The following is a 22,667-nucleotide window of genomic DNA, read 5'->3' on the forward strand; positions in this document are numbered from 1 at the left end:
CCGTATGCAGGACGTTTTCACACCCCTGCGATACACTCGATACCTGAAACTCGGCCGACGGCCGATCGTCCTATCCCTTCGCCACGCCAGAAAGGCCGCGACATGCCCTCTCATGATACCGACTCAACAACGCCCATGCTTGACCTGCGCTCCCTCTCGCACGAGGAGCTCGTGGCCCTCATGGCCGAACTAGGCATGCCTGCCTTTCGCGCAAAGCAGGTGGAGGAGTGGGTTTGGAAAAAGCACGTGAGCTCCTTTGACGAGATGACAAACCTCTCGAAGGCACTTCGCACAGAGTTGGCCGCCCGCTGCACGCTTGGTGGCGTCACCGAGACCGCCCGACAGGTCTCCACCGACGGCAGCCGCAAGTACCTCCTGCAGTTTGCCGACGGCGTCCAAGCTGAGTGCGTTGGCATGCCCACGCGCAACCGCCTCTCCGTCTGCATCTCCACGCAGGCGGGCTGCCGCATGGGCTGCGTCTTCTGCGCCACGGGCCAGGGCGGCTTTACCCGCTCGCTTACGGCAAATGAGATGTATGACCAGGTGTCACACGTTGCCGATGACTTCCAGACGCGCGCTTCGAGCGTCGTCTTCATGGGACAGGGCGAGCCGTTTGCCAACTACGATGAGACGCTCGCCGCCCTTCGTCTCCTCAACTCGCCGGATGGCGCCGGCATCGGTGCGCGCCACCTCACGGTTTCCACCTGCGGCATCGTCCCTATGATTCGACGCTTCTCCAAGGAGCCAGAGCAGTTCACCCTCGCCGTGTCGCTGCACTCCGCCGTTCAGGCCACCCGCAACGTTCTTATGCCTGGCGTGCGCAAGTACTCGCTCGGTAGGTTGCACGAGGTCATGGGGGAGTACGTCGAGCGCACGGGACGCCGCCCAACGTACGAGTACGCGCTTATCGGCGGTGTCAACGACAACGCCGTCGAGCTCGAGGCCCTTTGCGACTTCACGCGCGGCACGCTCGCGCATGTCAACCTCATTCAGCTGAATGACCTCGAGGGCTCCAAGCTCAAGCCCTCAACCGCTGAGAAGGCCGACATGTTCGTAAGGGCACTTGCCCGCGTTGGCGTTGAGGCTACCGTCAGGAATTCCCGCGGCAACGACATCGATGCCGCCTGCGGTCAGCTCTCCCAGAAACACTCTTCCAAGTAGCTCAGGCGCCTCTTTCTTCCTGATGGAGGCAGGGGCTCCGGTCGTTGAGACTGTTTGTGCCACGTTGGGCATGCAGACTTGTTTCATGTGAAGTATGGGGAGGGGAATGAGAACACATGTTCTCATTCCCCTCCTCTTTGCGTTTCTTTAGGCAGAATTGCTGCAGTTATTTCAATATCAATAGTTTGGGATTAATATCCGGCCTTCTTCCACTGATACTCAATCCACTCACGGTTTGCCTGGGCGGATACCTCATCACTTGATTCTCCGTCGGGATTCATATATCCGTCGATAAGCTTATTAGCTAGACGGCCTGAGCTTGCTGTCACCTCCCGCAAACTAGCCTTGGCCTCTTGATTCAAGAGCCCAAACCAGAGAAAGGCCAACCCTCCGGCAATGAAAGCGCCGCTCGCTATATATCTACGCAGCTTAAGCATCGTCAACGTCCCCAAGTTGACCAGGCTGAATCTGACTCATAATACGCATGAGTTCATCATCATCCTTAAACTCAATCTCAATCTTGTTCTTGCCGCGAACCTGCTTGACCTTGACATTGGTGTCTAGCATCTGGCGTAGCTGACGCGCAGCCCGCTTGAAGGACTGTGGAGCTGGCGTTCGAGGCTTGCTCTCGGCAGCTTCGCCAGAAAACAGCGGAGCAAGAGCTTCTGTCTGCCTAACCGTCAGATTTTCCTTCACGACCTTCTCAGCAAGTTTTATTCTCCCCTCTTCTGAGGAGACCGCAAGGATTGCCCTAGCATGACCTGCTGTCAGAAGCCCCTGCTCCATCATCTCCTGGACTTCAACCGGAAGGTCCATGAGACGCAAGGTGTTGGCTATTGCTGAGCGTGACTTCGAGAGAATCTTTGCGAGAGCTTCCTGCGTCAGCCCCTGAGAATCCAAGAGCTGGCGATAGCCCTTGGCCTCCTCGAGCGGCGTAAGATCCGCTCGTTGCAGATTCTCAATGAGTGCCAGCTGGATTACCTCGGCATCATCAATCTCTTTGATGACGACAGGAATCTCCTTTAGGCCAGCCAGCTTACTTGCCTGATATCGACGTTCGCCTGCGACTATTTCATAGCCTGAGCCCTTCTTACGAACAAGAATGGGCTGAAGCACACCATTTTGCCTGATCGAATCAGAAAGCTCTTCAAGCGCTGTCTGATCAAAAGTTTTCCGTGGCTGATCGGGATTCCTATGAATCTTCTCGATCGATAGCGTTGTCTCTGGCGTATTGCCGCTTTCGACATTTGCCTCACTGATCAGCGCCCCCAAGCCCCTTCCAAGCCCTGCCTTCTTAGCCACGACGAATCACCTCCCGAGCAAGATTCCTATAGGCAATTGCCCCCTTGTTCATGTTTGAATACATCGAGATAGGAAGGCCATGGCTCGGCGCCTCAGACACCTTGACACTTCTCGGAATCATTGCCTTAAAGACTGTCTTGCCGAAATACTTTCGAACCTCGTCTACAACCTGATTTGAGAGTGTCGTACGTTTGTCATACATCGTCATGAGAACGCCGAACACATCGAGATCCTTATTCAGGCTGCCTTTTACGAGCTTCACTGACTCAAGGAGCTTTGTGACACCTTCGAGTGCGTAGTACTCACATTGAATAGGAATCAGAAGGCTGTCCGCAGCAGAAAGAGCATTGATCGTAAGCAACCCAAGCGACGGGGGGCAATCAATATAGACATAGTCGAAATCGTCCTTAATGCCATCCACAATATTCTTCAAAATGCTCTCACGAGCAATCTTAGATACGAGCTCGATTTCAGCACCCGCAAGTTGGATTGTCGCAGGAATCACGAACACCTTCTTACAGGGAGTATCGACGATTAGCTCATCGACCGGATATCCATCCATTAATGCATCGTAGACATCATGCTCAAGTTCATCCTTATCGATGCCATAGCCACTTGTTGTGTTTCCTTGAGGGTCAAAGTCGATAACAAGACTCTTTTTCCCCTCATCAGAAAGGGCAGCAGACAGGTTAATCGCTGTCGTGGACTTACCTACTCCGCCTTTCTGGTTGATAATCGCAATAACCTTAGGTGGCTTACTTGGATTACCGCGTTTGACTTCCTGATAGCCCATCTTCCGCCAATCTATTGTTCCACGTGAAACCACTGAGCCTATTTCAGCCCTTTATTTGTAGGTACTACTCTAACTCAAGGCCGGCTGTATTCTGTGTATTTACTTCGTGAGCAGGCTATTTACTTAGTAAGCTCTCTTTGTTGACTTTTCAACGTTTAGTTTCTTTTGATTACTTGCTATTTCATCAAGATGGTTCTCAATACTCGCGAATTGATACTTCTAGCTGTTTTGATACTAACTAAACCCAACAAACTTGAGCAATTTGTCTCTATGGGTACTATCAACTTGATTAATGGTGTTCCACGTGAAACTTCTATCACATGTAAATACCTGTCATGTTTCATGTTAAACAATAGGATTCGGTTCAATCCAATTCAAATGGACTATTCTCTAATGTTCTTTGCGTTAATTTAGCTTGTATGCGCTTTACGGGTCAGAATGTCGGTAACTTGGCAGAGTTTCACGTGGAACAAGCTCTCAGCTGACCATAACATCAAAAATGCAGGTGTAAGTCGATCTGCAAACTGAAAAACGACAAGAAGAAGATAGCGATAGAGATTTAGATTCCATAAGTTTCAATAACTTGAGAAACGCCAGCCTTTTTCATACTCACGGGAGAAGAAACGATCAAATCGTCTCAACCCTACTGCTCCACGCAACGATACAACAAATAGTGTGCGTAGAAGCGGCCTGCAAACAGTTATACCTAGAAGCTGAATCTTCCATAGTCTACTAAATACTAGATGGAACCACATAACTTGATATATGTGCAGACTGATACCAATAGTGTCACACCAACTTTAAAGATTCAAACATAAGAGTACATGAGAAAAAGTAAAAACTAGTACTGAATGCTAAGCATCACGCAACAGTGCTCTTGCGCTTGTAAACTGCCAAAAGCGAGCGCTTACATTGACGCTAGACACAGAACACAGAACACAGAACACAGAACACAGGCTAAGTCGAACAATCACTCGACTGCCATCGAAATACATAAAAGGCATCATGAATACAAATGCGGACAGGTGATAGCAGAGCATACATAGTACTTGAAGAAAAATATAGAGTGGAATCCTCGAACATTAAACAGTAAACGCATGCATTAATCTTAAAAGCACAAGACGAAAACCCAAACTCAACCTTCGAGACATCGAGACATCGAGACATCGAGACATCGAGACATGCTCTCAAAGCCAAACGAACAGTGCGCAGAAAAAAGAATTCGGGCACCACCTCTTTAAAGATGACACCCGAATGCAAAATAACGCAGAGAGCTTTTGTCTATCGGAGGTAGAGGGGATTCTTACGGGCCTCACCGGTCTTTCTCGGCAACTTTACTCTCGAGGGAGCAAACTTCTTGTAGACAAAGAACTCTCTATGACCAAAGTCATCAGGTAGCTCGGCCTGCTCATGAAAAACACGCTTAAGGCCACATATCTGAGAAGCCTTGTTGGCGTGATCGAACTCTTCCTCAGAAGGGAAGCCCTTTGAAAGAACAAGACATCCACCCTTTGCAAGCAGAGGCGTGGCATATTCGATAAGCACATCGAGAGAAGCAACGGCACGAGCAACGATCACGTCGTATCGATTCCTATTGCGCGTATCACGAGCATAATCCTCAAGACGATCGTGTACGCAGATAACCTGGTTCGAGAGCTCCAGAGCATCGACGAATTCCTGACAGGCCTTCACTTTCTTACCAACCGAGTCCAGCAAGGTGACCCTGGCATCAAGGCAGCAGGCAAGTGGAATCCCTGGGAAACCACCACCTGTTCCCATGTCGAGAATCTCTAAATCAGGGGAGATATCAGTAATCTCCTCGATGATTGGAAGGAACAAAAGCGAGTCCAAGCTATGCAAGACCAGCGCATCATGGGGCTCGGTAATGCTAGTCAAATTGACAACCTTATTTTTCTCGAGCATCAATTGGAGCTGTCTAACGACGCCTGCAGCCCGATTGGTATCTAATTCGATACCAAATACCTGCGAGCTGGAAACTAGGTCTGAAATCGCCTTAAAACAGCTCAGAGAAGAATCGTCCGAAACATGGCTTTCAAGCCATTCGTCAGTAGGTGAAAATGCCACAGTTGCTCCAAGAATCGTTGCCAAGAATTCCCGATACGGGAAGTTCTGTCAGAAGCTGAGTATCGAGAGAACAACAAATGAGGTCGCAGAGCAAGATACCCAGTAATGAGAGTAGCAGAGAGAAAGAAGGGGACCGAGCCGACAAGACGAGAGAGTCCAGATTACGGCCAAAGGATGGTTCATTGGCAAAGAGACGATTAGGAACCTGTGCGCCAGCTAAGAAAGAAGCAGGACAATCTCGCTGAACGAAAGCGCCATAATCAAGCGGTGCAAACACATAAAACCCGAGTTACGTGAATAGTCAAAACAAGTACAAAAAAGCTCCCCGCACGAGGCGAGGAGCCACAATAAGCAATACAAAGCCCGAATATTACTCGGCATTAACCGCCGTAATAACCACGCAACGCGTGGGGTCGGCACCCTCAGAGTGAGTGGTGACCGTCTCATCACCACGGAGCGCGAGGTGTACAAGCCTGCGCTCGTACGCATTCATGGGAGCAAGTCGAACCGCTCGTCCGGTCTTCTTAGCACGGGAGGCCGCGTTGCGGGCGATGGACTGCACCTTGTCACGACGGCGAGACTTATAGCCCTCGACATCCACAACAACGGGGTAGTGGAAGCCGAGACGCTTACCGAGCAGCGCTGTAAACACCGTCTGAAGCGCATCGAGCGTCACACCATGACGGCCAATGAGAATCGCGAGGTTGCCACCGTTGATATCGAGGATAAGCTCCCCCTCGTCACCATCGTACTCGTCAATGGAACATTTGTTCTCACCAAAGCAGTTCAGAATCGAGCGAAGAATAGACACCGCCACATCGGCAACAAGGTCGAGCTGGTCATCGCCGAGCTCACCCTTCTCCTCGTAGCTAACACGCGCCGCCTCAAGGGCATCTTGCCCCGTGACCAGCGGCTCGTTCTGAGACTCTTCACTCATGGGAACCTCCAAATAGCGAAACGTCGCGCAGGCCTCTCAACCTACGCGACGAAGGACAAACGAATCTGGCTAACCCTGCTTGCGCGGACGCTGCTTGCGCTCCTTGCGAACCACGTCAACTTGAACCGGGGCGTTCTTGAGGCGCTCAGCCTCCTCGGCCTTGGCCTTATCCATGACCTTGCGGGTAATGAAGACCTGCTGCACAACACCCCAGGCGGAGGAGGTAACGTAGTACAGCACGACGCCGATGGGCACGCTCCAGCCGAACCAGATCATCATCAGGGCCATGACGGCACTCATGACCTTCATCTGACCCTGCTGGGACTCGTTACCGCTCTGCTGATTAAAGAGCATGGGGACGAGCGTCAGGATGCCAAACGCGAGAAGGAAGAGCAGATAGACCCACGCACCACCCCAGCCAAACGAGGCCACGGCGCCCTGCGGGGACATGGAGAGCTGGTCAAAGATGCCGTAGAAGTGAGCCTCCTCCGGAAGGCGGTCGCGAAGGACCGTGAACAGGGAGAAGAAGACGGGCATCTGAATGACGACAGGCAGGCAGCCTCCGAGCGGGTTGAACTTGTTCTCGGAGTAGAACTTCTGAATCTCCTCATTCATGCGCTGAGGATCGTCGGAATAACGCTCCTGAATCTCCAGGAGCTTTGGCTGCAGCACCTGCATCTTGGCCGTGGAGCGAATCGACTTTGCCTGAAGCGGCGTCAACGCGAGACGAATCAGGAACGTGAGCACGATGATGGAAAGTCCCCAGTCGCCCACGAGCATCTGAATCCACGTCAGAATCTGGGCGATGATGTTAATAATCCAATCCCACATGGTACCTCCGTACCGCCCGCGCCCTAGGGAACGGGGTCGTAGCCGCCACAATGCAGCGGATTGCATCGGACAATCCGCCTAAGGGCGAGCCAACCGCCTCTGAGGACGCCGTACTTTTGCAACGCTTGTATGGCGTAATCAGAGCAGGTTGGGGTGTAGATGCACGAAGGGGGGAGGAGGGGAGAAATGTAACGCTGGTACGCCCTCACTGCTGTGATGAGCGGACGAGCGAACATCCCTCTCCCACCTTCCCCCGGAGCGCTCATGCGCCGAGCTTCTTGGCGAGCTTGCCAAGAGCCCATGCCACCTCGGCAGACGAGGCGTCATGCGTTGCATTCGTCGAGAAGAGAATCACGTCGTACCCTGCTGGCGGAAACCCAGCCTCGTATGCCGCAGCCCGCAGCACCCGCTTGCACCGGTTGCGGTGAACGGCGTTGCCAAGACGCTTGGCGGCCACGATCGCAATCCTAGACTCAGCATTATCCGAGATGCGAAGCGCAGTAGCCCGCACCAGACGATGGTTGAGTCTCTTTCCACCCCTGAAGACCTTCTCGAAATCCTCTCTGGATTTGATGGTCTTCTTCATGTGGTCTCCTAGACGGTGAGGCGCTTGCGACCCTTGGCACGACGGCGGGCGAGAACCTTGCGGCCGCCCTTGGTGGCCATACGGGCGCGGAAGCCGTGGCACTTAGCGCGCTTGCGCTTATTAGGCTGGTACGTACGCTTCATTGTGAATCCTCCTGAGTGGAACCGAAGAGCTGCGTTCTAGCAGCAAAGCCCTCCGATTGTAGGGGTGCGGCTCGCGCCCCGTCAACAAGAACATGCTGTTTTCATCCAATTATGTAGGGCAAAAGCAGGGAGAAGGGGAACGCACGCGATGAAAACCGGCGCGACAAAGAGCAGGGCATGCGAGTTTTCACAAGCTTTCGGCAGTTTCGCAAGGTGGCAGCAGGTTGCCGGCAGCTTTCATTTCTCCCAAGAACTTTCACCAGAATGCCCAATTACCCCGAAAACCCGTGAAAGGTTTGCCTGTGCTCCTGTATCTTTTCACAGCGCGTGCCACAATGGATTCGCAGGTTATCAACAAGTTCTTGTCACATGGTGAAAACTCAAATCGACATGGCAGAAATGTTCCGCAAGTTTTCACCACGTGTCGGAATGTTGTTGAAAACCGTGATAGTTTCGACGAACGAGGATGGTCATGGCGGACGCCTTCTACCCCTTTGTAGGCGAGGGACCCACGAACATAGCTGGTGGCAGTATTCCCGCAAATACGCAGGTACTTCCATCAGCCACACAACCGGCACAGGCACAGCCCCCGGCGCTCCCCCACCTCGGAGGCATTGTCGAAAGCCCGGCGCGCATCGCGGTTTTCGACGACAAGTCGGCCGCACCGCGCGTCGTGGTGGTGCAGCCCAAAGACGTCCGCTCGTTCCTCGAGGAAATCACCGCCACGGTCACCAAGCTCGCCAACGAGCAGGGCGGTCGCATCTCGTTCTCCGTCATCCGCGAGGTTGTCGAAAACCTCGTACACGCCTACTTCAAGGAACCGACCATCTCCATCCTGGACGGCGGCAACACCATCCGCTTCTCAGACCAGGGACCAGGCATCCGGGAGAAGGCCAAGGCGCTCGAGTACGGCACTACCTCGGCCACCGAGGAGATGAAGCGCTACATCAGAGGCGTCGGCAGTGGCCTGCCCTACGCGCAGCAGTACATGCGAGACCACGGCGGAGACCTCACCATCGAGGACAACATCTCGGGCGGCGCGATCGTCACCATCTCGATGCCGGGGGAGCGCACGACGGTTGCCCAAGCGGGCCTGCAGACCGGCTTGCAGCCGGGGCAGGCAAACCTGCAAGAAGGGCCCATGTTGGCTGTGCCGCAGCCAGGGAAGCCGGGAGACGACCTGAGTTCGGAGCTGGCGGGCGCACAGAGTGTCCCGCAGCCGGGTCTGCAACCAGTCCAGAATGAGATGGCAGGCCAGGCTTTTAACCAGCAGCACGCGCTGATGACACAGATGGGAATGCAGCCTGGCCAGCCAGGGGCCCCGCAGCATTCCCCGCTCGCGGGGGAGGCAGGCGCGGGACAGCACGCGCCCCAGGGACCAGACTATCCGCAGCCCCAGCAGCCTGGATTCCCACAGGGTCAGCAGCACGCGTATCCGCAGCCCCAGCAAGCCGTCTATCCGCAGCAACCCTCGTACCAGCAGGGTTACGGACAGCCAGGATACCCGCAGCAGCCCGCATACCCGCAGCAGGGCTATCCGCAGCAGGCCTGGCCCCAGCAGGGCGGCTATCCGGGCTGGCCCCAGCAACCGTACCCGCGGCAGCCCTATGCCACCTATGGGATGCCGTATCCCCAGCAGCCTGCCTACCAGACGGCGCCGGGATATCCACAGCCCATGACGGGAGCGCCGGCGGGGATGCCGTTACCAGCAGAGAGTCCGCAAACAGGCGGCGCAGGCCAGCCGTGGAGCCCGGACGTCTCGCTCACCGAACGCGGACGAGAGGCCGTGACATACCTCCTCTCCCACGAGTCCGTGGGCCCAACCGAGCTCACCCAGCTCTACGGCAGCTCGATGTCCACCTGGACCCGTGAGCTCAAGCGTCTCGAGGACCAGGGCCTCGTCCGTCGCAACGGCCAGAAGCGCTTCCTCACCGAGATTGGCAGGCAAGTGGGCCAGTCGCTGTAACGCAGCCCCGGGCAGGTCGTCCCCGGCGACCGCGCGGCAGATGACGACGCGTAGGTACCGTTAGCGCCGGCGAGCAACGACGCCAAAGAGCCGCCTATTCGGGTAAACAACATCACCCCCCCACGGTGTGAGCCTCACCCCTCGTTAATTGGGGCGAGGCTCACACTGCGTTGCGGCAGATAAGCCCAAGACGTAAAGGCCGCGGCGGGCGACAGGAGGACGCAGGGCAGCAAGCAACCCGCAACCTACCGGCAAGCGTTCGGCAGGCACCAAGCGCCCAGCGGCCGGAAGCCACTTGTCGACATCGGCGCATAGTTTTCAACATTGCCGAGGGTAAACGTCCAATCTCATATATACTGAGTTTTCATCATTTCGACGGCCGGTCCGATTGGGAGGGAAGATGCCGCCAGCCAAGCTGGCGAACAAGCTGACGAACACGCCAGCAATCCAACCCAGACAGGCAGGTCACGCAGCTTAAACGTAGGAACGTCGAGAAAGTACGCCGATGGAAGACGCCAGCACGCAAACAGAGTCGGACGCCCAGATACTCTGGGAAGACGTCATCACCATGCTCGAGGACGAGGGCATGGCTCCCGCCACCCTCGCAATGTTCAAAAGTTGCACCGCGCTCGACATAGACGAAAGCACCTTCGTGCTGGGCGCAGGCTCGGGCTTCGTGAAGCGCAATGTCGAGAAGAACGCTGCCACCATCGAGGCGGTACTCGAGCAAGCTGCCTTCCAGCCCATGCAGCTGCGCGTGGAGCTCACGCGCGCCCGCGAGGGCGCCCAGGCAACGACGGCCGCCGCACCCTCCCCGGCACCCATCCAGACCACCATCTCGGCAAGCGAGTTCGAGCGCCTGCGCGAGCAGGAGCAGCGTGCCCAGCAGACGGCCGCCCCGGCGCCCGTCACCCGAATGGCAACGGCGACGACAAGCCCCGTGCCCGGCCCGCAGGACTCCCCTCGCCCGCGCGCAAAGAACCCGCTGGCGGAGGGCGTCACCGCCACGGATTCCCAGCTCACCTTCGACAGCTTCGTTGAGGGCGAGGAAAACCAGCTGGCGCTCCAGGCCTGCAAGGCCGTAGCCAACGGCAGTCACGGCTACAACCCGCTGTTCATCTACGGCAAGAGCGGCCTAGGCAAGACCCACCTGCTCAAGGCCATCCAGAACTACCTGGCCACGAACGACCCCGAGCGCATCTGCGTCTACCGCCAGGCACGCGACTTCGTGGGCGACTACACGAGCGCCATGCTCGACACTTCGCGCGGGGTCAAGGAGGCGCTCGAGCAGAACTACCACGACATCGACGTCCTCATCATCGACGACATCCAGGGCTTTCGTGGCGCTGCCAAGTCCGTTGACTTCTTCTTCGACACCTTCAACTACCTCACGAGCCACGGCAAGCAGATTGTGCTGGCGGCAGACGAGAGCCCGAGCGAGCTGGGCCTGGCCGAACGCGTGGCGAGCCGTCTGGACTCCGGCGTGACGCTGGCCGTGCAGGTGCCCAACTACGAGCTCAAGTACGGCCTCATCAAGGCCTTCTACGAGCGCATGAAGGCCGATGCCGTGGAGGACGGCCTCGCGGGGTTCGACGGCGTCATCGACGAGGACAACCTCGAGTTCATGGCGTCTCGCGCAGGCACCAACATCCGCATGATCAAGGCGTTTTGCCAGTCATGCCTGCTCTCCGCCACCACGCGCCAGCACCGGGGCGAGAAGTTCACCCGCGAGGACGTGGCGCAAATCGCAGAGACCAAGTGGGGGCGCGAGCAGCGCACCTTTACCATCGAGCAGATTCAGAACTTCATCGAGCGACGCTACGACATCAGCCACGCGGAGCTCGTGAGCAGCAAGCGCAACAAGGGCCTCATGGAGCCGCGCCACGTGGCTATCTGGCTCGCGCGCGAGCTCACGGACTCCACGCTCGCCCAGATAGGAGAGAAGTTCGGCGGCCGCACGCACGCCACTGTCAAGCACAGCATCAAGTGGGTGGAGGACCGCCGCTCGGACGACCGCATCATCCATGACAAGACATCGCGGATGAAGGAGGACCTCATGACGAGCTCATGAGGAGGGGCGCGCACGCGCCCGATTAGTTTTCCCCACGGACTGTCGAAAAGCTTTCGATAGGAGGGGAAAACCCCGCCCCCGGTGTCGAAAGACTCGTCAACAGGCTTTCAACGTTGACGAACAGGCTCGGTTCTCTTCAAGGAAATCTGCGAAGAACTGGGCTCTGAGCGGCAGGTTCTCTCGCTTCTCAACATTTCGACACGGCTTACTAATACCACTAGCCTTTTATATATCTATATAAGAACAGATAGAGGAGAACCCATGCGCTTCACCGTCAGCCAGTCCTCGCTTGCCAAGGCACTGTCCGTGGTCTCCAAGGGCATAGCCACGCACTCCACCATCCCCGTGCTCGGAGGCATCCTCATGCGCGCGGTCAACGGCACCCTTGAGATGCAGGCGACGGACCTGGACACCTCCATCCGTCACAAGATCGCCGCCAACGTCGAGGAGGAGGGTGAGACGGTCATCTCCGGCAAGATGCTCTCCGGCATCGTCAAGAACCTCTCAGACGCTTCGGTGACCTTTGACGGCGGCGAGGGCACCATCCAGCTTTCGTGCGACAAGAGCTCCTTCCACCTCAACACGCTGAACCCGGGAGAGTTCCCGAGCTTTCCCGAGGTTGCCATGGAGCGTAACGTTGAGCTGCCGAGCGAGCTTCTCTCCGAGATGGTGAACAAGGTCTATAAGGTGACCTCTCGCGACGCCTCTCGCCCCATCCTGGCCGGCATCCTGCTCAATGTGGAGCAGAACCTCGTGAGACTCGTGGCCACGGACTCCTACCGCCTTGTGGTCTGCGACACGAACGTCGACACGCCGGACCTCGCCGAGACCTTCGAAATGATCATCCCCGGCGGTGTGTTCCACGATGTCCTCTCGCTGCCGAGCGAGTCCGGCACCATCATTATCGGAGCCACGGCCAACCAGGTGGTCTTCGTCTTTGGCAACACCACCTACGTCTCGCGCCGCATCGAGGGCAACTTCCCCAACTACAAGCAGCTGCTGCCGAGCTCGTGCCTCACGTCCGTGAAGATGCGGGTGGCAGACCTCTCGGGCGCCCTTCGCCGCGTGAGTTCCATCGCCACGTCCAACTCCTCGGTGCGCATTGACGTGGACCCGGACGGCCAGCAGATTACCCTGTCCTCCACCTCGCCGGACCAGGGTGACGCGCGCGAGGTGGTTGGCGTGGCCGTTGAGGGCCAGCCCAACTCGATCTGCATGAACTATCGCTACGTGGGTGACTGCGTGGGCGCCCTCAAGGAGGGCTCTGAGGTGACGCTGGAGCTGCAGGAGTCCATGCGCCCCGGCGTCTTCAAGAGCTACGACAAGATCAACTACCTCTACCTGCTCATGCCGGTGAGGATGTAACCGCCGTGTCGCTTACCGTCCGAAACGTCAGCTTCAGCGGCTACCGCAACCTGGGCGAGCGAGAGCTTGCGCTCGACGAGGGTGTGACGGTGCTCGTGGGGCCCAACGCCGTTGGCAAGACCAACACGGTGGAGGCGCTCGAGTATCTCACGGCCGGCCAGTCGTTCCGCAAGCCCTCGCCGGCCGAGCTGCTGGCCCCCGGTGCCGCCGAGGCGCGCGTGGCGGCACGGCTCGAGGGAGACGGCCGCGTCATAGACGTGGAGTTGCGCGTGACGCCCGAGAAGCGGCGCTTTTTGCGCAACGGCAAGCCGTGCCAGGCACGCGACCTGCCCGGCACGCTGCTCTCCGTGCTGTTCTGCCCGGACGATCTTTCGCTTGTGAAGGGCTCCGCCTCGCGGCGCCGCACGGAGCTTGATGCGTTTGGCGCCCAGGCAAACGCGGGCTATCGCAAGGTGCTCGCCACCTACACGCGCACGGTGGAGCAGAGGAACCGTCTGCTGCGCGACGGCGTGGGCGGCGCTCTGCTGGACGCTTGGGACGAGAGCGTGGCCATTGGCGGCGCCACGCTGCTCTACCATCGCCTGAGCCTATTCGCGCGCCTCTCGGCGCTTGTGAGCGAGGTGTACGGCGAGGTTGTGCCCACGGAGCGGTTGGCGTGCCGCTACAAGGCCAGCGTGGACGAGGCAGGCCCTGACGGCGTTCCCGTGGCTCCAGACGGCCGGCCACTTGCGGAGCTTGGACGAGGCGAGCTGACCGAGGTGCTTCGCGAGCGACTCGCGGCGGCACGCCCGGACGACGTGCGTCGGTGCCAGACCACGGTGGGCCCGCACCGCGACGACGTGCAGTTTGCCATCGACGGACGCGACGCCCGCACCTTTGGCAGCCAAGGCCAGCAGCGTACGGTGGCGCTTGCCTGGAAGATGGCCGAGGTTAGGCTCTGCGAGCGCCTGCTGGGCGAGCGGCCGCTACTGCTGCTCGACGATGTGATGAGCGAGCTCGACGAGAGCCGTCGCGCCTGTGTGACGCGCTTCGTGGAGGGTGGTATCCAAACGGTGATTACCACCACCAACCTGGGCTACTTCACTCCGGAGCTCCTCGAGCGCATGAGGGTCGTCCATTACGGGCAATGACGTGTGGGATTGGGGGCAGGGTCTTCTCCAGCTTTTCCTGAAAACCGCGGGGTTGGTGACAGGCCTCTTCCCGGCTTTCAGGAAAGCTTGAAAGGGCCTGCCCCAAAGTGGGGGGGGGTCGAGATGAGGGTTAGGTCGAAGCGAGGGCTCGAGCGGGCGGAGTATGACCCGCTTGACCCGGCCAAGCAGCATGCGGTGGTCTCTGCCGGAGCGCTCGTGTCCGGCTACCTCGACGGCAAGATGCTCGCCGGTGCCTCGGACGCCTCGCGTGCGCTCGTGACCTGGCGTCGCATCGCGGGGCGCCGTGCCGCCAAGCACACCATGGCCGTGTGGCTCAACCGGCCCAAGACGGGCGAGGGGCTGCCGGAGATGGTTGTCTACCTCGATGGAAACGCCCTCATGCAAGATCTCACCACCAACGCCGAGCTCTACGTGGAGCGCCTTGCCTACGCGGGCCTGCCCGTGGCGCGCGTGCGCTTCAGGCTCTCGCGCAAGGCGGGCCAGCGCCCCGCGGAGCCGCAGGCGGGAGCCGAGTGCGAGCCGCGGGCCCAAGACCTGCCGCCTCTCACCGCGCTCGAGCGCGCGCAGGTGAAGCAGGCCTGCGCCAACCTTCCGGACCGTTTGCGCGCAAGCGCGTCTGAGGCCATGAGTCTGTCACTCCGGCGCAGAAAGGCCGAAGATACCGGAGACAAGCAGATGCCGCCCCAGAGTGGCCGATAGGGCCTAATCGGGCCAAACCGCCTTTCCCATACGTCCTTTCTGTACTTGGGCTGTAACAAATTGAGCCTATCAACTAGAATTAGAAGGCTAAGCAAATCCGCGTCGGGCGGAGGCGCGCCTGGGGCCGTTGCCCAGGCGACGGTTCGGCCGCTCTCGTCGCGGGCAAACGCGAGGGAAGGGAAACGGGTGGCATCCAAGAAAGAGGAGCACGCCTACGACGGTAGCGAGATCAAGGTTCTCGAGGGCCTTGACCCGGTTCGCAAGCGTCCTGGCATGTACATCGGCTCGACGAGCGCGAGCGGCCTGCACCACCTGGTCTATGAGATCGTCGACAACTCCGTCGACGAGGCGCTTGCCGGCTTCTGCAGCGAGATTGCCGTGACCATCCACGCAGACAACTCGATCACCGTTGCCGACAACGGCCGAGGCATCCCGGTCGACAAGCACCCCACCAAGAAGATCCCGACGCTTGAGGTCGTCCTCACGGTCCTGCACGCCGGCGGCAAGTTCGACAACGCGGCCTACAAGGTCTCCGGCGGCCTCCATGGCGTGGGCAGCTCCGTCGTGAACGCCCTCTCCAGCAAGCTCGTGGTGCAGGTACGCCGCGACGGCAACATCTACGAGATGGCCTTTGCCCGTGGCAAGACCACCGAGAAGATGAAGATCGTGGGCGAGTCCAAGACCACAGGCACCACGATCACCTTCTGGCCCGACGCCGACATCTTCGAGACCACGGTCTACGACTATGACACCCTGCACGACCGCTTCCAGGAGATGGCGTTCCTGAACCGCGGCCTCAAGATCACCCTCACCGACGAGCGCGAGCTCACCCCGCGCGTGGACGAGTTCTGCTACACCGGCGGCATCATCGACTTCGTCCAGTTCCTGAACGAGGGCAAGGAGGTCGCCGACGGCCTCAAGAAGCCCATCTACCTCGAGGGCAAAAACGATGCCTCCGACGCGGCAAAGATGGGCGAGGTTGAGGTGGCCATCCAGTGGAACACCTCCTACTCCGAGACCGTCATGAGCTTCGCCAACAACATCTTCACCCCCGAGGGCGGCACCCACATGGAGGGCTTCCGCACGGCGCTCACCCGTGTCGTGAACGACTACGCGCGCAAGCAGAACATCCTCAAGGAGAAGGACGCCAACCTCACGGGTGACGACATCCGCGAGGGCCTCACGGCTGTCATCTCCGTCAAGTTGGGCGACCCGCAGTTCGAGGGCCAGACCAAGGCCAAGCTCGGCAGCTCCTTCATGCGCCCGCTCGTGATGAAGGTGGTGTCCGAGGGCCTCTCCGAGTACCTCGAGGAGCACCCCAAGCAGGGCCGCACCATCGTGAACAAGGCCGTCCAGGCGTCCAAGGCCCGCACCGCGGCCCGCAAGGCCCGCGAGGCCACGCGCCGCAAGAGCCTGCTCGAGACCGCGAGCCTGCCCGGCAAGCTCGCCGACTGCTCCGTGCGCGACGCCGAGCTCACCGAGCTCTTCATCGTGGAGGGCGACTCCGCAGGCGGCTCGGCCAAGGACGGCCGTCGGCGTGACATCCAGGCCATTCTGCCCCTGCGCGGCAAGATCTTGAACGTGGAGCGCGTGGGCGACCACCGCGCCTTCTCGTCCGACACGATTCAGTCGCTCATCACGGCCATCGGCACGGGCGTGACCACGGCCTCCGGAGACGGCGGAGACTTCGACATCTCCAAGGCCCGCTACCACAAGATCATCATCATGACGGACGCCGACGTTGACGGTGCGCACATCCGCATCTTGCTGCTGACATTCTTCTACAAGTACATGCGCCCGCTCATCGACGCCGGCTACATCTACTCCGCCTGCCCGCCGATCTTTGGGATCAAGGTTGGCAAGAAGATCCACTACGTCTACCCCAACGGACGCCAGGCGGAAGACGAGATTCTCCGCGACGCCATCCAGGGCCTGGGCTTCACGTACGACGAGGACGAGGCCGGGGAGAAGGACGCCTCCGGCAAGCTCAAGAAGAAGAAGCGCGGCTACACCGTCCAGCGTTACAAGGGTCTGGGCGAGATGGACCCCAAACAGCTGGCGAGCACCACGATGGACCCCAAGACCCGCATCCTGCAGCGCGTCACCATCGATGACGCCGCCATGGCCGACAAGGCCGTGCGCGAGCTCATGGGCTCGCAGGTGGAGTATCGCCGAGACTATATCGAGCGGCATGCACATGACGCTCGATTCTTGGACGCCTAGGGCGGCCCCCCGGCGCCCCATCCTGTCCTCAGGCCTTCGCTTGTGTACCTCGCTACTCGGCGCTCGGCCTTCGTGACAGTCTGGGGCAAGGGAAGCCCTCGCCGACCTGAAGGGGCCGGGCGAGGTGGGGTTCCGTCGCCTGGTTCGTCGCTTGCGTGCCTCGGTACGCGGTGCTCCTCTTCTGGGCCAGCCTCCGGAGCCTCAGAAACCCTCGCCGAGCTGAGGGGATGCAGGCAAGGGTGACAGAAGCGCCCTGTTCGATGGGGCGACAACGGGAACTCCTGGCACTTTGAGCGTTGCACGTGAAACACCGCAGATGGCCGTACGGCTGGCTGCGTAGCGAGAAAGGCCACATGTGGCAGACGACAACAACAAGAACGACGACGGCCTGATGCCGCCCGCCGCGGGGGCTGGCAACACCTCTGACCTCCCCGAGGACCTGAGGCGCCTGCTCGACCGCGCCCAGGCCGACGACGAGGGCGCCGACGTCTACGTCGAGGGCGACGATGACGAGGACGACGACGATGACGGCGAGCTCGAGGAGGAGTTTGGCCAGGCCGGCACCGGCACCGACTCCGGCGAGACCGACCAGTTTGGTGGCGCCCTCCAGATCAAGGAGTTCGGCCACGAGATGCGCCAGTCCTTCATCGAGTATTCGATGTCGGTCATCACGGCTCGCGCCCTCCCGGACGTCCGAGACGGCCTGAAGCCAGTTCATCGCCGCATTCTCTACGCGATGAACGAGTCCGGCATCTTCCCCAACCGTCCGCACAAGAAGTCTGCGTGGACGGTCGGCGAAGTTATCGGTAAGTACCACCCGCACGGCGACTCCGCGGTGTACGAGACAATGGTCCGTCTCGCCCAGTGGTTCAGCCTGCGCACGCCGCTGATCGACGGCCACGGCAACTTCGGCAACATCGACGGCGACTCCGCGGCAGCCATGCGTTACACCGAGTCCCGCCTCGCCAAGCCCGCCATGGAGCTGCTGCGCGACCTTCAGAAGGACACGGTGGACTGGCAGCCCAACTACGATGAATCGCTCTCCGAGCCCTCCGTCTTGCCGGCGCGCTTCCCCAACCTGCTGGTGAACGGCTGCAACGGCATCGCCGTGGGTATGGCCACGAACATCCCGCCGCACAACCTCGGCGAGGCCATCGAGGCCACCTGCATGCTCATTGACAACCCCGACGCCACCACCGACGAGCTCATGACGGTGCTGCCCGGTCCGGACTTCCCCACCGGCGCCATCATCATGGGCACCGACGGCATCCACGACGCCTACGAGACCGGCCGTGGCTCCATCACGGTTCGCGCCAAGGCCCACGTGGAGACCACCAAGACCGGGCGCAGCCGCCTCGTCTTCACCGAGGTGCCGTACCAGGTCAACAAGGGCACGCTGCAGGAAAAGATTGCCCAGCTCGTGAACGAGAAGCGCATCGAGGGCATCTCCGACATGCGCGACGAGTCCAACCAGAAGGGCATCCGCCTCGTCATCGAGCTCAAGAAGGACGTCATCCCGCAGGTCGTCCTCAACAACCTCTACAAGTTCACGCAGCTCCAGACCACGTTCGGCGTCATCAATCTCGCCCTCGTGAATGGCGTGCCCAAGCTGCTGACCCTGCGCGAGATGCTGCAGCACTACATCGACCACCAGGTTGACGTGGTGACTCGCCGCACGCGCTTTGACCTCAAGAAGGCCCAGGCCCGCGCCCACATCCTCGAGGGCTACCTCATGGCCCTCGACCACATCGACGAGGTCATCAGCATCATCCGCTCGAGCCGCACGGACTCCGAGGCCAGCGCCCGCCTCATCGAGCGCTTTGGCTTCTCGCCTGAGCAGACCCAGGCCATCCTCGAGATGCGCCTGCGCCGCCTGACCGGCCTCTCCCGCGACCAGATCGAGGAAGAGCTGGCGGGGCTGCGCAAGGCCATCGCCTACTACGAGGACCTGCTGGCCAACCCGGTCAAGATTCTGGGTGTCATCAAGGACGAGATGCGCGAGATCGAGCGCAAGTTCGCCGACAAGCGCCGCACCAAGATCTCGGCCGAGGGCACCAAGGAGCTCAACGTCGAGGACCTTATCGCCGACGAGGACATGGTCGTGACCGTGACTCACGCCGGCTACGTGAAGCGCACGCCGGTGGACACCTACCGCTCCCAGAAGCGCGGCGGCAAGGGCGTTCAGGGCGTGAACCTCAAGGAAGAGGACTTCGTCGAGGAGCTGTTCGTGGCGAGCACGCACGACTACGTGCTGTTCTTCTCGAACAAGGGCAAGGTCTACCGCCTCAAGGTGCATGAGCTGCCTATTGGCCAGCGTACTGCGCGCGGCAGCCACATCTCCAACCTGGTGCCCTTCAGCGAGGGCGAGCACTCGGCGGCTGTCATCACCTGCCGCTCGTTCCCCGAGGATGACTTCCTCATGTTCGCAACCAAGAACGGCACCGTGAAGAAGACGGCCATGAGCGCCTACGACCGCACACGCAAGGATGGCATCATCGCCATCAACCTGCGCGACAACGACGAGCTCGTGAACGTGCGCCGCGTGCGAGAGGGCGAGAAGGTCATCCTCGTCTCCACGGATGGCAAGGCCATCATGTTCCCCGAGAGCGACGTGCGCCCGATGGGCCGCGACACGAGTGGCGTCCGCGGCATCACGCTCAAGGGCGACGCCACGATGCTTGGCATGGAGATCACCAACGGCAAGGGAGACCTCTTTATCATCACGGAGAAGGGGTACGGCAAGCGCACGCCGGTTGCCGAGTATCCCGAGCACAAGCGTGGTGGCCAGGGCGTCTACACCATCACGATGACGGCCAAGAAGGGCCAGCTCGCAGCCTGCCGCGTGGTTGGTCCGCAGCACGAGCTCATGATCGTGTCCGGCGACGGCGTCGTCATTCGCGTTAAGGTGAACGACATCTCCAAGCTTGGGCGCTCCACCCAGGGCGTCAAGATCATGAGCGTGGCTGACAATGACAGCGTCTGCGCGATTGCCCGCATGGTGGCCGCGAGGCCTGATGCGAAGCCCGCCGACCCGAACCCGGCCCAGCCGGACCACGGTGTTGCCACGGCGCCGAGCGGCGATGATCCGGTGGACATTGGTGGGGACGAGCAGTTTGACGAGTCCGTGATCGACGAGTAGCGCCATCTTGTAGACGCCTGACGACCGAGCGGCCGACCCCTGCGCTCAGGGTCACTTGCCTCGCAAGTCCCTTTGCCCCTTGCTTCGGGGTTGGTCGCTCGGCCTGTTGGTGACGCTGTAGAGGCTGCTCGCCGAGAGTAGCGATTCTAGCTTGATGAAAAAAGGGGACTGCCGGGTGGCAGTCCCCTATTTACTTTTGGCCGGCGGTGTTGAAATCGGCGGGTGAGAGGTTTTCGACGAAGTCGTGGAAGTCCTGTTCCTCACGGGCTTGCTCGTCGCGCTTGATTGCGTCGAAGTCGGGCATGCCGGCGGATTCGAGCACATCCTCGGCCGCATAGACGGGAACTTCGGCCCGAACGGCGAGCGCGATGGCGTCCGATGGGCGGGCGTCGATGTGGTGCTCGGCTCCGCTCGCGTCAAAAACGTTGAGCGAGGCGTAGAAGGTAGCACCCTCCACGCGGTTGATGCTCGCGGACTCGAGCTTGCCGCCCAGCACATCGATGACGGTGCGCAAGAGCTCGTGGGTCATCGGGCGCGGCCGCTCGACGCCATCGATGCCGCGGGCGATGCAGGCTGCCTCGACCGTGCCCACGCTGAGGGGCAGCACGTTGAGGGACGCCTGCTCACGGTCCTGCTCGTCAGCCACCTCCACCTCAAGGCTGTCCTTGTCGTAGCGATTGCCCTCGCCGGCCTCGGCGGGGCGCAGCACGACGGCGGACGGGAGGGGACCCGCGCCCACGATGACGTTCTTGATGCGCATACGAATCATGGAGTCTCCTCTCGTCTCATAGTCCTTGCCGCGTGCGGGGTCACCATCCTGGCGGGACATGGCTCCGGGCCCTTTGGCATCGTCTCCTGCGGCGCCTCAGGTCTCATGGACGCCTCATGAAGGCGCTCAGTACGTAGTGCTCAATACTACCCGTTGGCGGCGTGCAGCTTACCGTTCGCCGGTAGCGGTGCCAAGAAATCGGGATTTCAGCTGGTCACGGGCATATAAAAAAATTCTCAAAAAAGTTGTTGACCTTTTGGAAGGGCTTCGGGTACTATAGCGGAGCGCGATGTGGAACACGCACCGCACAGGGGCCCGTAGCTCAGTTGGTCAGAGCGTCCGGCTGATAACCGGGAGGTCACAAGTTCGAACCTTGTCGGGCCCACCACCTTTTGTCAATAAACACCCCAGCGTGAGCCGAGTCGCCGCTGGGGTGTTTATTACTTTCTAGCGAGAGTTGCGCGCACGCGGAGCGCTCGAGCGGAGGTTGCCGACGGGTTCCGTCTGGCAGACATCGCAATGCCGAGTTCTTGTGATGGGGCCTTTTGGATGCGTCTCTGGTTTTGACGCGCCAGAAAATGCTTTATCATGTTCTGGCACCTGCGGGGACGTAGCTCAGTTGGGAGAGCGCGGGCTTTGCAAGCCTGAGGTCGTGGGTTCGATCCCCATCGTCTCCACCATGAACGTTGCAGCCGGCGACTTAGTTCGCCGGCTTTTTTGTATCTCCTACCCCGGCCGCTCGGCGATAAGCCTTCTCGGCTCCCGGCGCGAACCCTGGTTTCCCGTTTTTGGGCTCACGGGCCTATGCCCAGGGGGCTTCTAGGAAGTGCCGCGTCTGCCCGGCGGCTCTTGTGTGGAGATGAACAGCCGGGTCGTTTTGTGTGAGGGGTGGGCCAATCGTCTACCATGGACGAAGCCTTTACGAGGGCCTACGCGGTTCTTGCGCATGAGGCCTATCGACAACACCCCTAGAAAGGACGCCCATGCCCATCTCCAAGGAACTCGACCAACTGTCCTGCGAGCTCATGGGCGAGGCTCTTGACATGCTTGCCGAGGGAACCCCCATCGCCGCGGTCGCCAGCGTCATGGATGCGTCGGGGGACCGTCTCACCTGTGCCTTCGAGGAAGACTCGCCCGAGATGTGCCTCGAGGCGGCGCGCACATGGGTGCACTCTGGTGGCAAGGCTTCGGGCACGGCCTCCAAGGCTGGGAAGTCCTTGGCGGGCAAGGCCTGCTACTACGCTATTGCCTACGAGGGTGCCATTGATGATCCCGAGACGGGCGACACCTTCAACGATGCCCTCATCCTTGAGTTTGGCGAGCGTGAGGCCGAGACGGCCTATTCCGCCTATGTGCTCGTGGATGGCATTGGTGCGGGCGATGAGTTCCGCTATACGGACCCCGAGCCTGCGGGCGAGCTTCCCTGCCTGCTGTAGGGTGGGCGCT

General features: G+C 59.9%; 18 protein-coding genes and 2 tRNA genes. 11 read left to right on the forward strand and 9 right to left on the reverse strand.

The genetic code is table 11. From position 1 onward, the window contains the following. Positions 1–135 precede the first annotated feature (135 nt). Positions 136–1,161 carry a 23S rRNA (adenine(2503)-C(2))-methyltransferase RlmN gene (gene rlmN / locus EFAMC2_RS07600; protein WP_154028378.1) on the forward strand — a complete coding sequence of 342 codons (1,026 nt, stop codon included), beginning with the start codon at positions 136–138 and terminating at the stop codon, positions 1,159–1,161. Between the two features lie 429 nt (positions 1,162–1,590). On the opposite strand, the gene EFAMC2_RS07605 is transcribed toward rlmN, so the two are convergent. The 8 genes from EFAMC2_RS07605 to rpmH form a co-directional block, all read right to left on the reverse strand. Further along, positions 1,591–2,463, reverse strand: a complete 873-nt coding sequence (locus EFAMC2_RS07605) for a ParB/RepB/Spo0J family partition protein (protein WP_187325228.1) — start codon at positions 2,461–2,463, stop codon at positions 1,591–1,593. Further along, positions 2,456–3,256, reverse strand: a complete 801-nt coding sequence (locus EFAMC2_RS07610) for a ParA family protein (protein ID WP_154028248.1) — start codon at positions 3,254–3,256, stop codon at positions 2,456–2,458. Before EFAMC2_RS07610 ends, EFAMC2_RS07605 begins: the two co-directional genes overlap by 8 nt. 1,281 nt (positions 3,257–4,537) lie before the next feature. Then, the gene (gene rsmG, locus EFAMC2_RS07615) at positions 4,538–5,365 is read right to left on the reverse strand and encodes a 16S rRNA (guanine(527)-N(7))-methyltransferase RsmG (protein WP_154028250.1); all 828 of its coding nucleotides are present in this window, start codon (positions 5,363–5,365) and stop codon (positions 4,538–4,540) included. Positions 5,366–5,711: 346 nt separating this feature from the next. Next, entirely contained in the window at positions 5,712–6,278 is a 567-nt protein-coding gene (locus tag EFAMC2_RS07620) for a protein jag (protein WP_154028252.1), read from the reverse strand. Between the two features lie 69 nt (positions 6,279–6,347). Continuing rightward, positions 6,348–7,109: a YidC/Oxa1 family membrane protein insertase gene (locus EFAMC2_RS07625; RefSeq protein WP_154028254.1), complete on the reverse strand. Its 762-nt coding sequence runs from the start codon at positions 7,107–7,109 to the stop codon at positions 6,348–6,350. A 23-nt stretch (positions 7,110–7,132) separates the two neighbouring features. Beyond that, positions 7,133–7,345 (reverse strand): membrane protein insertion efficiency factor YidD, encoded by a 213-nt coding sequence (gene yidD, locus EFAMC2_RS07630; protein WP_154028383.1) that lies wholly within the window; start codon positions 7,343–7,345, stop codon positions 7,133–7,135. A 26-nt stretch (positions 7,346–7,371) separates the two neighbouring features. Next, the gene (gene rnpA / locus EFAMC2_RS07635) at positions 7,372–7,695 is read right to left on the reverse strand and encodes a ribonuclease P protein component (RefSeq protein WP_154028256.1); all 324 of its coding nucleotides are present in this window, start codon (positions 7,693–7,695) and stop codon (positions 7,372–7,374) included. Between the two features lie 8 nt (positions 7,696–7,703). After that, positions 7,704–7,838 (reverse strand): 50S ribosomal protein L34, encoded by a 135-nt coding sequence (gene rpmH / locus EFAMC2_RS07640; protein WP_154028258.1) that lies wholly within the window; start codon positions 7,836–7,838, stop codon positions 7,704–7,706. Positions 7,839–8,517: 679 nt separating this feature from the next. Between rpmH and EFAMC2_RS10380 the strand changes: the two genes are divergently transcribed. From EFAMC2_RS10380 to gyrA, 7 genes are all read left to right on the forward strand, one after another. Then, positions 8,518–9,804 (forward strand): ATP-binding protein, encoded by a 1,287-nt coding sequence (locus EFAMC2_RS10380; protein ID WP_261980194.1) that lies wholly within the window; start codon positions 8,518–8,520, stop codon positions 9,802–9,804. 505 nt (positions 9,805–10,309) lie between these two features. Next, positions 10,310–11,875: a DnaA ATPase domain-containing protein gene (locus EFAMC2_RS07650; protein WP_154028260.1), complete on the forward strand. Its 1,566-nt coding sequence runs from the start codon at positions 10,310–10,312 to the stop codon at positions 11,873–11,875. A gap of 261 nt (positions 11,876–12,136) precedes the next feature. Then, positions 12,137–13,240 carry a DNA polymerase III subunit beta gene (dnaN, locus tag EFAMC2_RS07655; RefSeq protein WP_154028262.1) on the forward strand — a complete coding sequence of 368 codons (1,104 nt, stop codon included), beginning with the start codon at positions 12,137–12,139 and terminating at the stop codon, positions 13,238–13,240. 5 nt (positions 13,241–13,245) lie between these two features. Beyond that, positions 13,246–14,370, forward strand: a complete 1,125-nt coding sequence (gene recF / locus EFAMC2_RS07660) for a DNA replication/repair protein RecF (protein WP_154028264.1) — start codon at positions 13,246–13,248, stop codon at positions 14,368–14,370. A 123-nt stretch (positions 14,371–14,493) separates the two neighbouring features. Continuing rightward, positions 14,494–15,090: a DciA family protein gene (locus EFAMC2_RS07665; protein ID WP_154028266.1), complete on the forward strand. Its 597-nt coding sequence runs from the start codon at positions 14,494–14,496 to the stop codon at positions 15,088–15,090. A 186-nt stretch (positions 15,091–15,276) separates the two neighbouring features. Beyond that, positions 15,277–17,313, forward strand: coding sequence for a DNA topoisomerase (ATP-hydrolyzing) subunit B (gyrB, locus tag EFAMC2_RS07670; RefSeq protein ID WP_154028268.1), 2,037 nt, complete (start codon positions 15,277–15,279; stop codon positions 17,311–17,313). 391 nt (positions 17,314–17,704) lie between these two features. Further along, positions 17,705–20,452 (forward strand): DNA gyrase subunit A, encoded by a 2,748-nt coding sequence (gene gyrA / locus EFAMC2_RS07675; RefSeq protein WP_154028385.1) that lies wholly within the window; start codon positions 17,705–17,707, stop codon positions 20,450–20,452. A 190-nt stretch (positions 20,453–20,642) separates the two neighbouring features. Here the strand turns inward: gyrA and EFAMC2_RS07680 are convergent, their stop codons facing one another. After that, positions 20,643–21,281 carry a bifunctional nuclease family protein gene (locus tag EFAMC2_RS07680; protein WP_261980195.1) on the reverse strand — a complete coding sequence of 213 codons (639 nt, stop codon included), beginning with the start codon at positions 21,279–21,281 and terminating at the stop codon, positions 20,643–20,645. Positions 21,282–21,532: 251 nt separating this feature from the next. Here EFAMC2_RS07680 and EFAMC2_RS07685 point away from each other — a divergent pair. From EFAMC2_RS07685 to EFAMC2_RS07695, 3 genes are all read left to right on the forward strand, one after another. Then, positions 21,533–21,609, forward strand: a tRNA-Ile gene (locus EFAMC2_RS07685). Positions 21,610–21,825: 216 nt separating this feature from the next. Continuing rightward, positions 21,826–21,901: transfer RNA gene (locus tag EFAMC2_RS07690), tRNA-Ala, on the forward strand. A 303-nt stretch (positions 21,902–22,204) separates the two neighbouring features. Further along, the gene (locus tag EFAMC2_RS07695) at positions 22,205–22,657 is read left to right on the forward strand and encodes a hypothetical protein (RefSeq protein WP_154028270.1); all 453 of its coding nucleotides are present in this window, start codon (positions 22,205–22,207) and stop codon (positions 22,655–22,657) included. The last annotated feature ends 10 nt before the right edge of the window (positions 22,658–22,667 follow it).

The sequence above is a fragment of the Olsenella uli genome, from assembly GCF_901212655.1.
Lineage (GTDB): Bacteria > Actinomycetota > Coriobacteriia > Coriobacteriales > Atopobiaceae > Parolsenella > Parolsenella uli_A.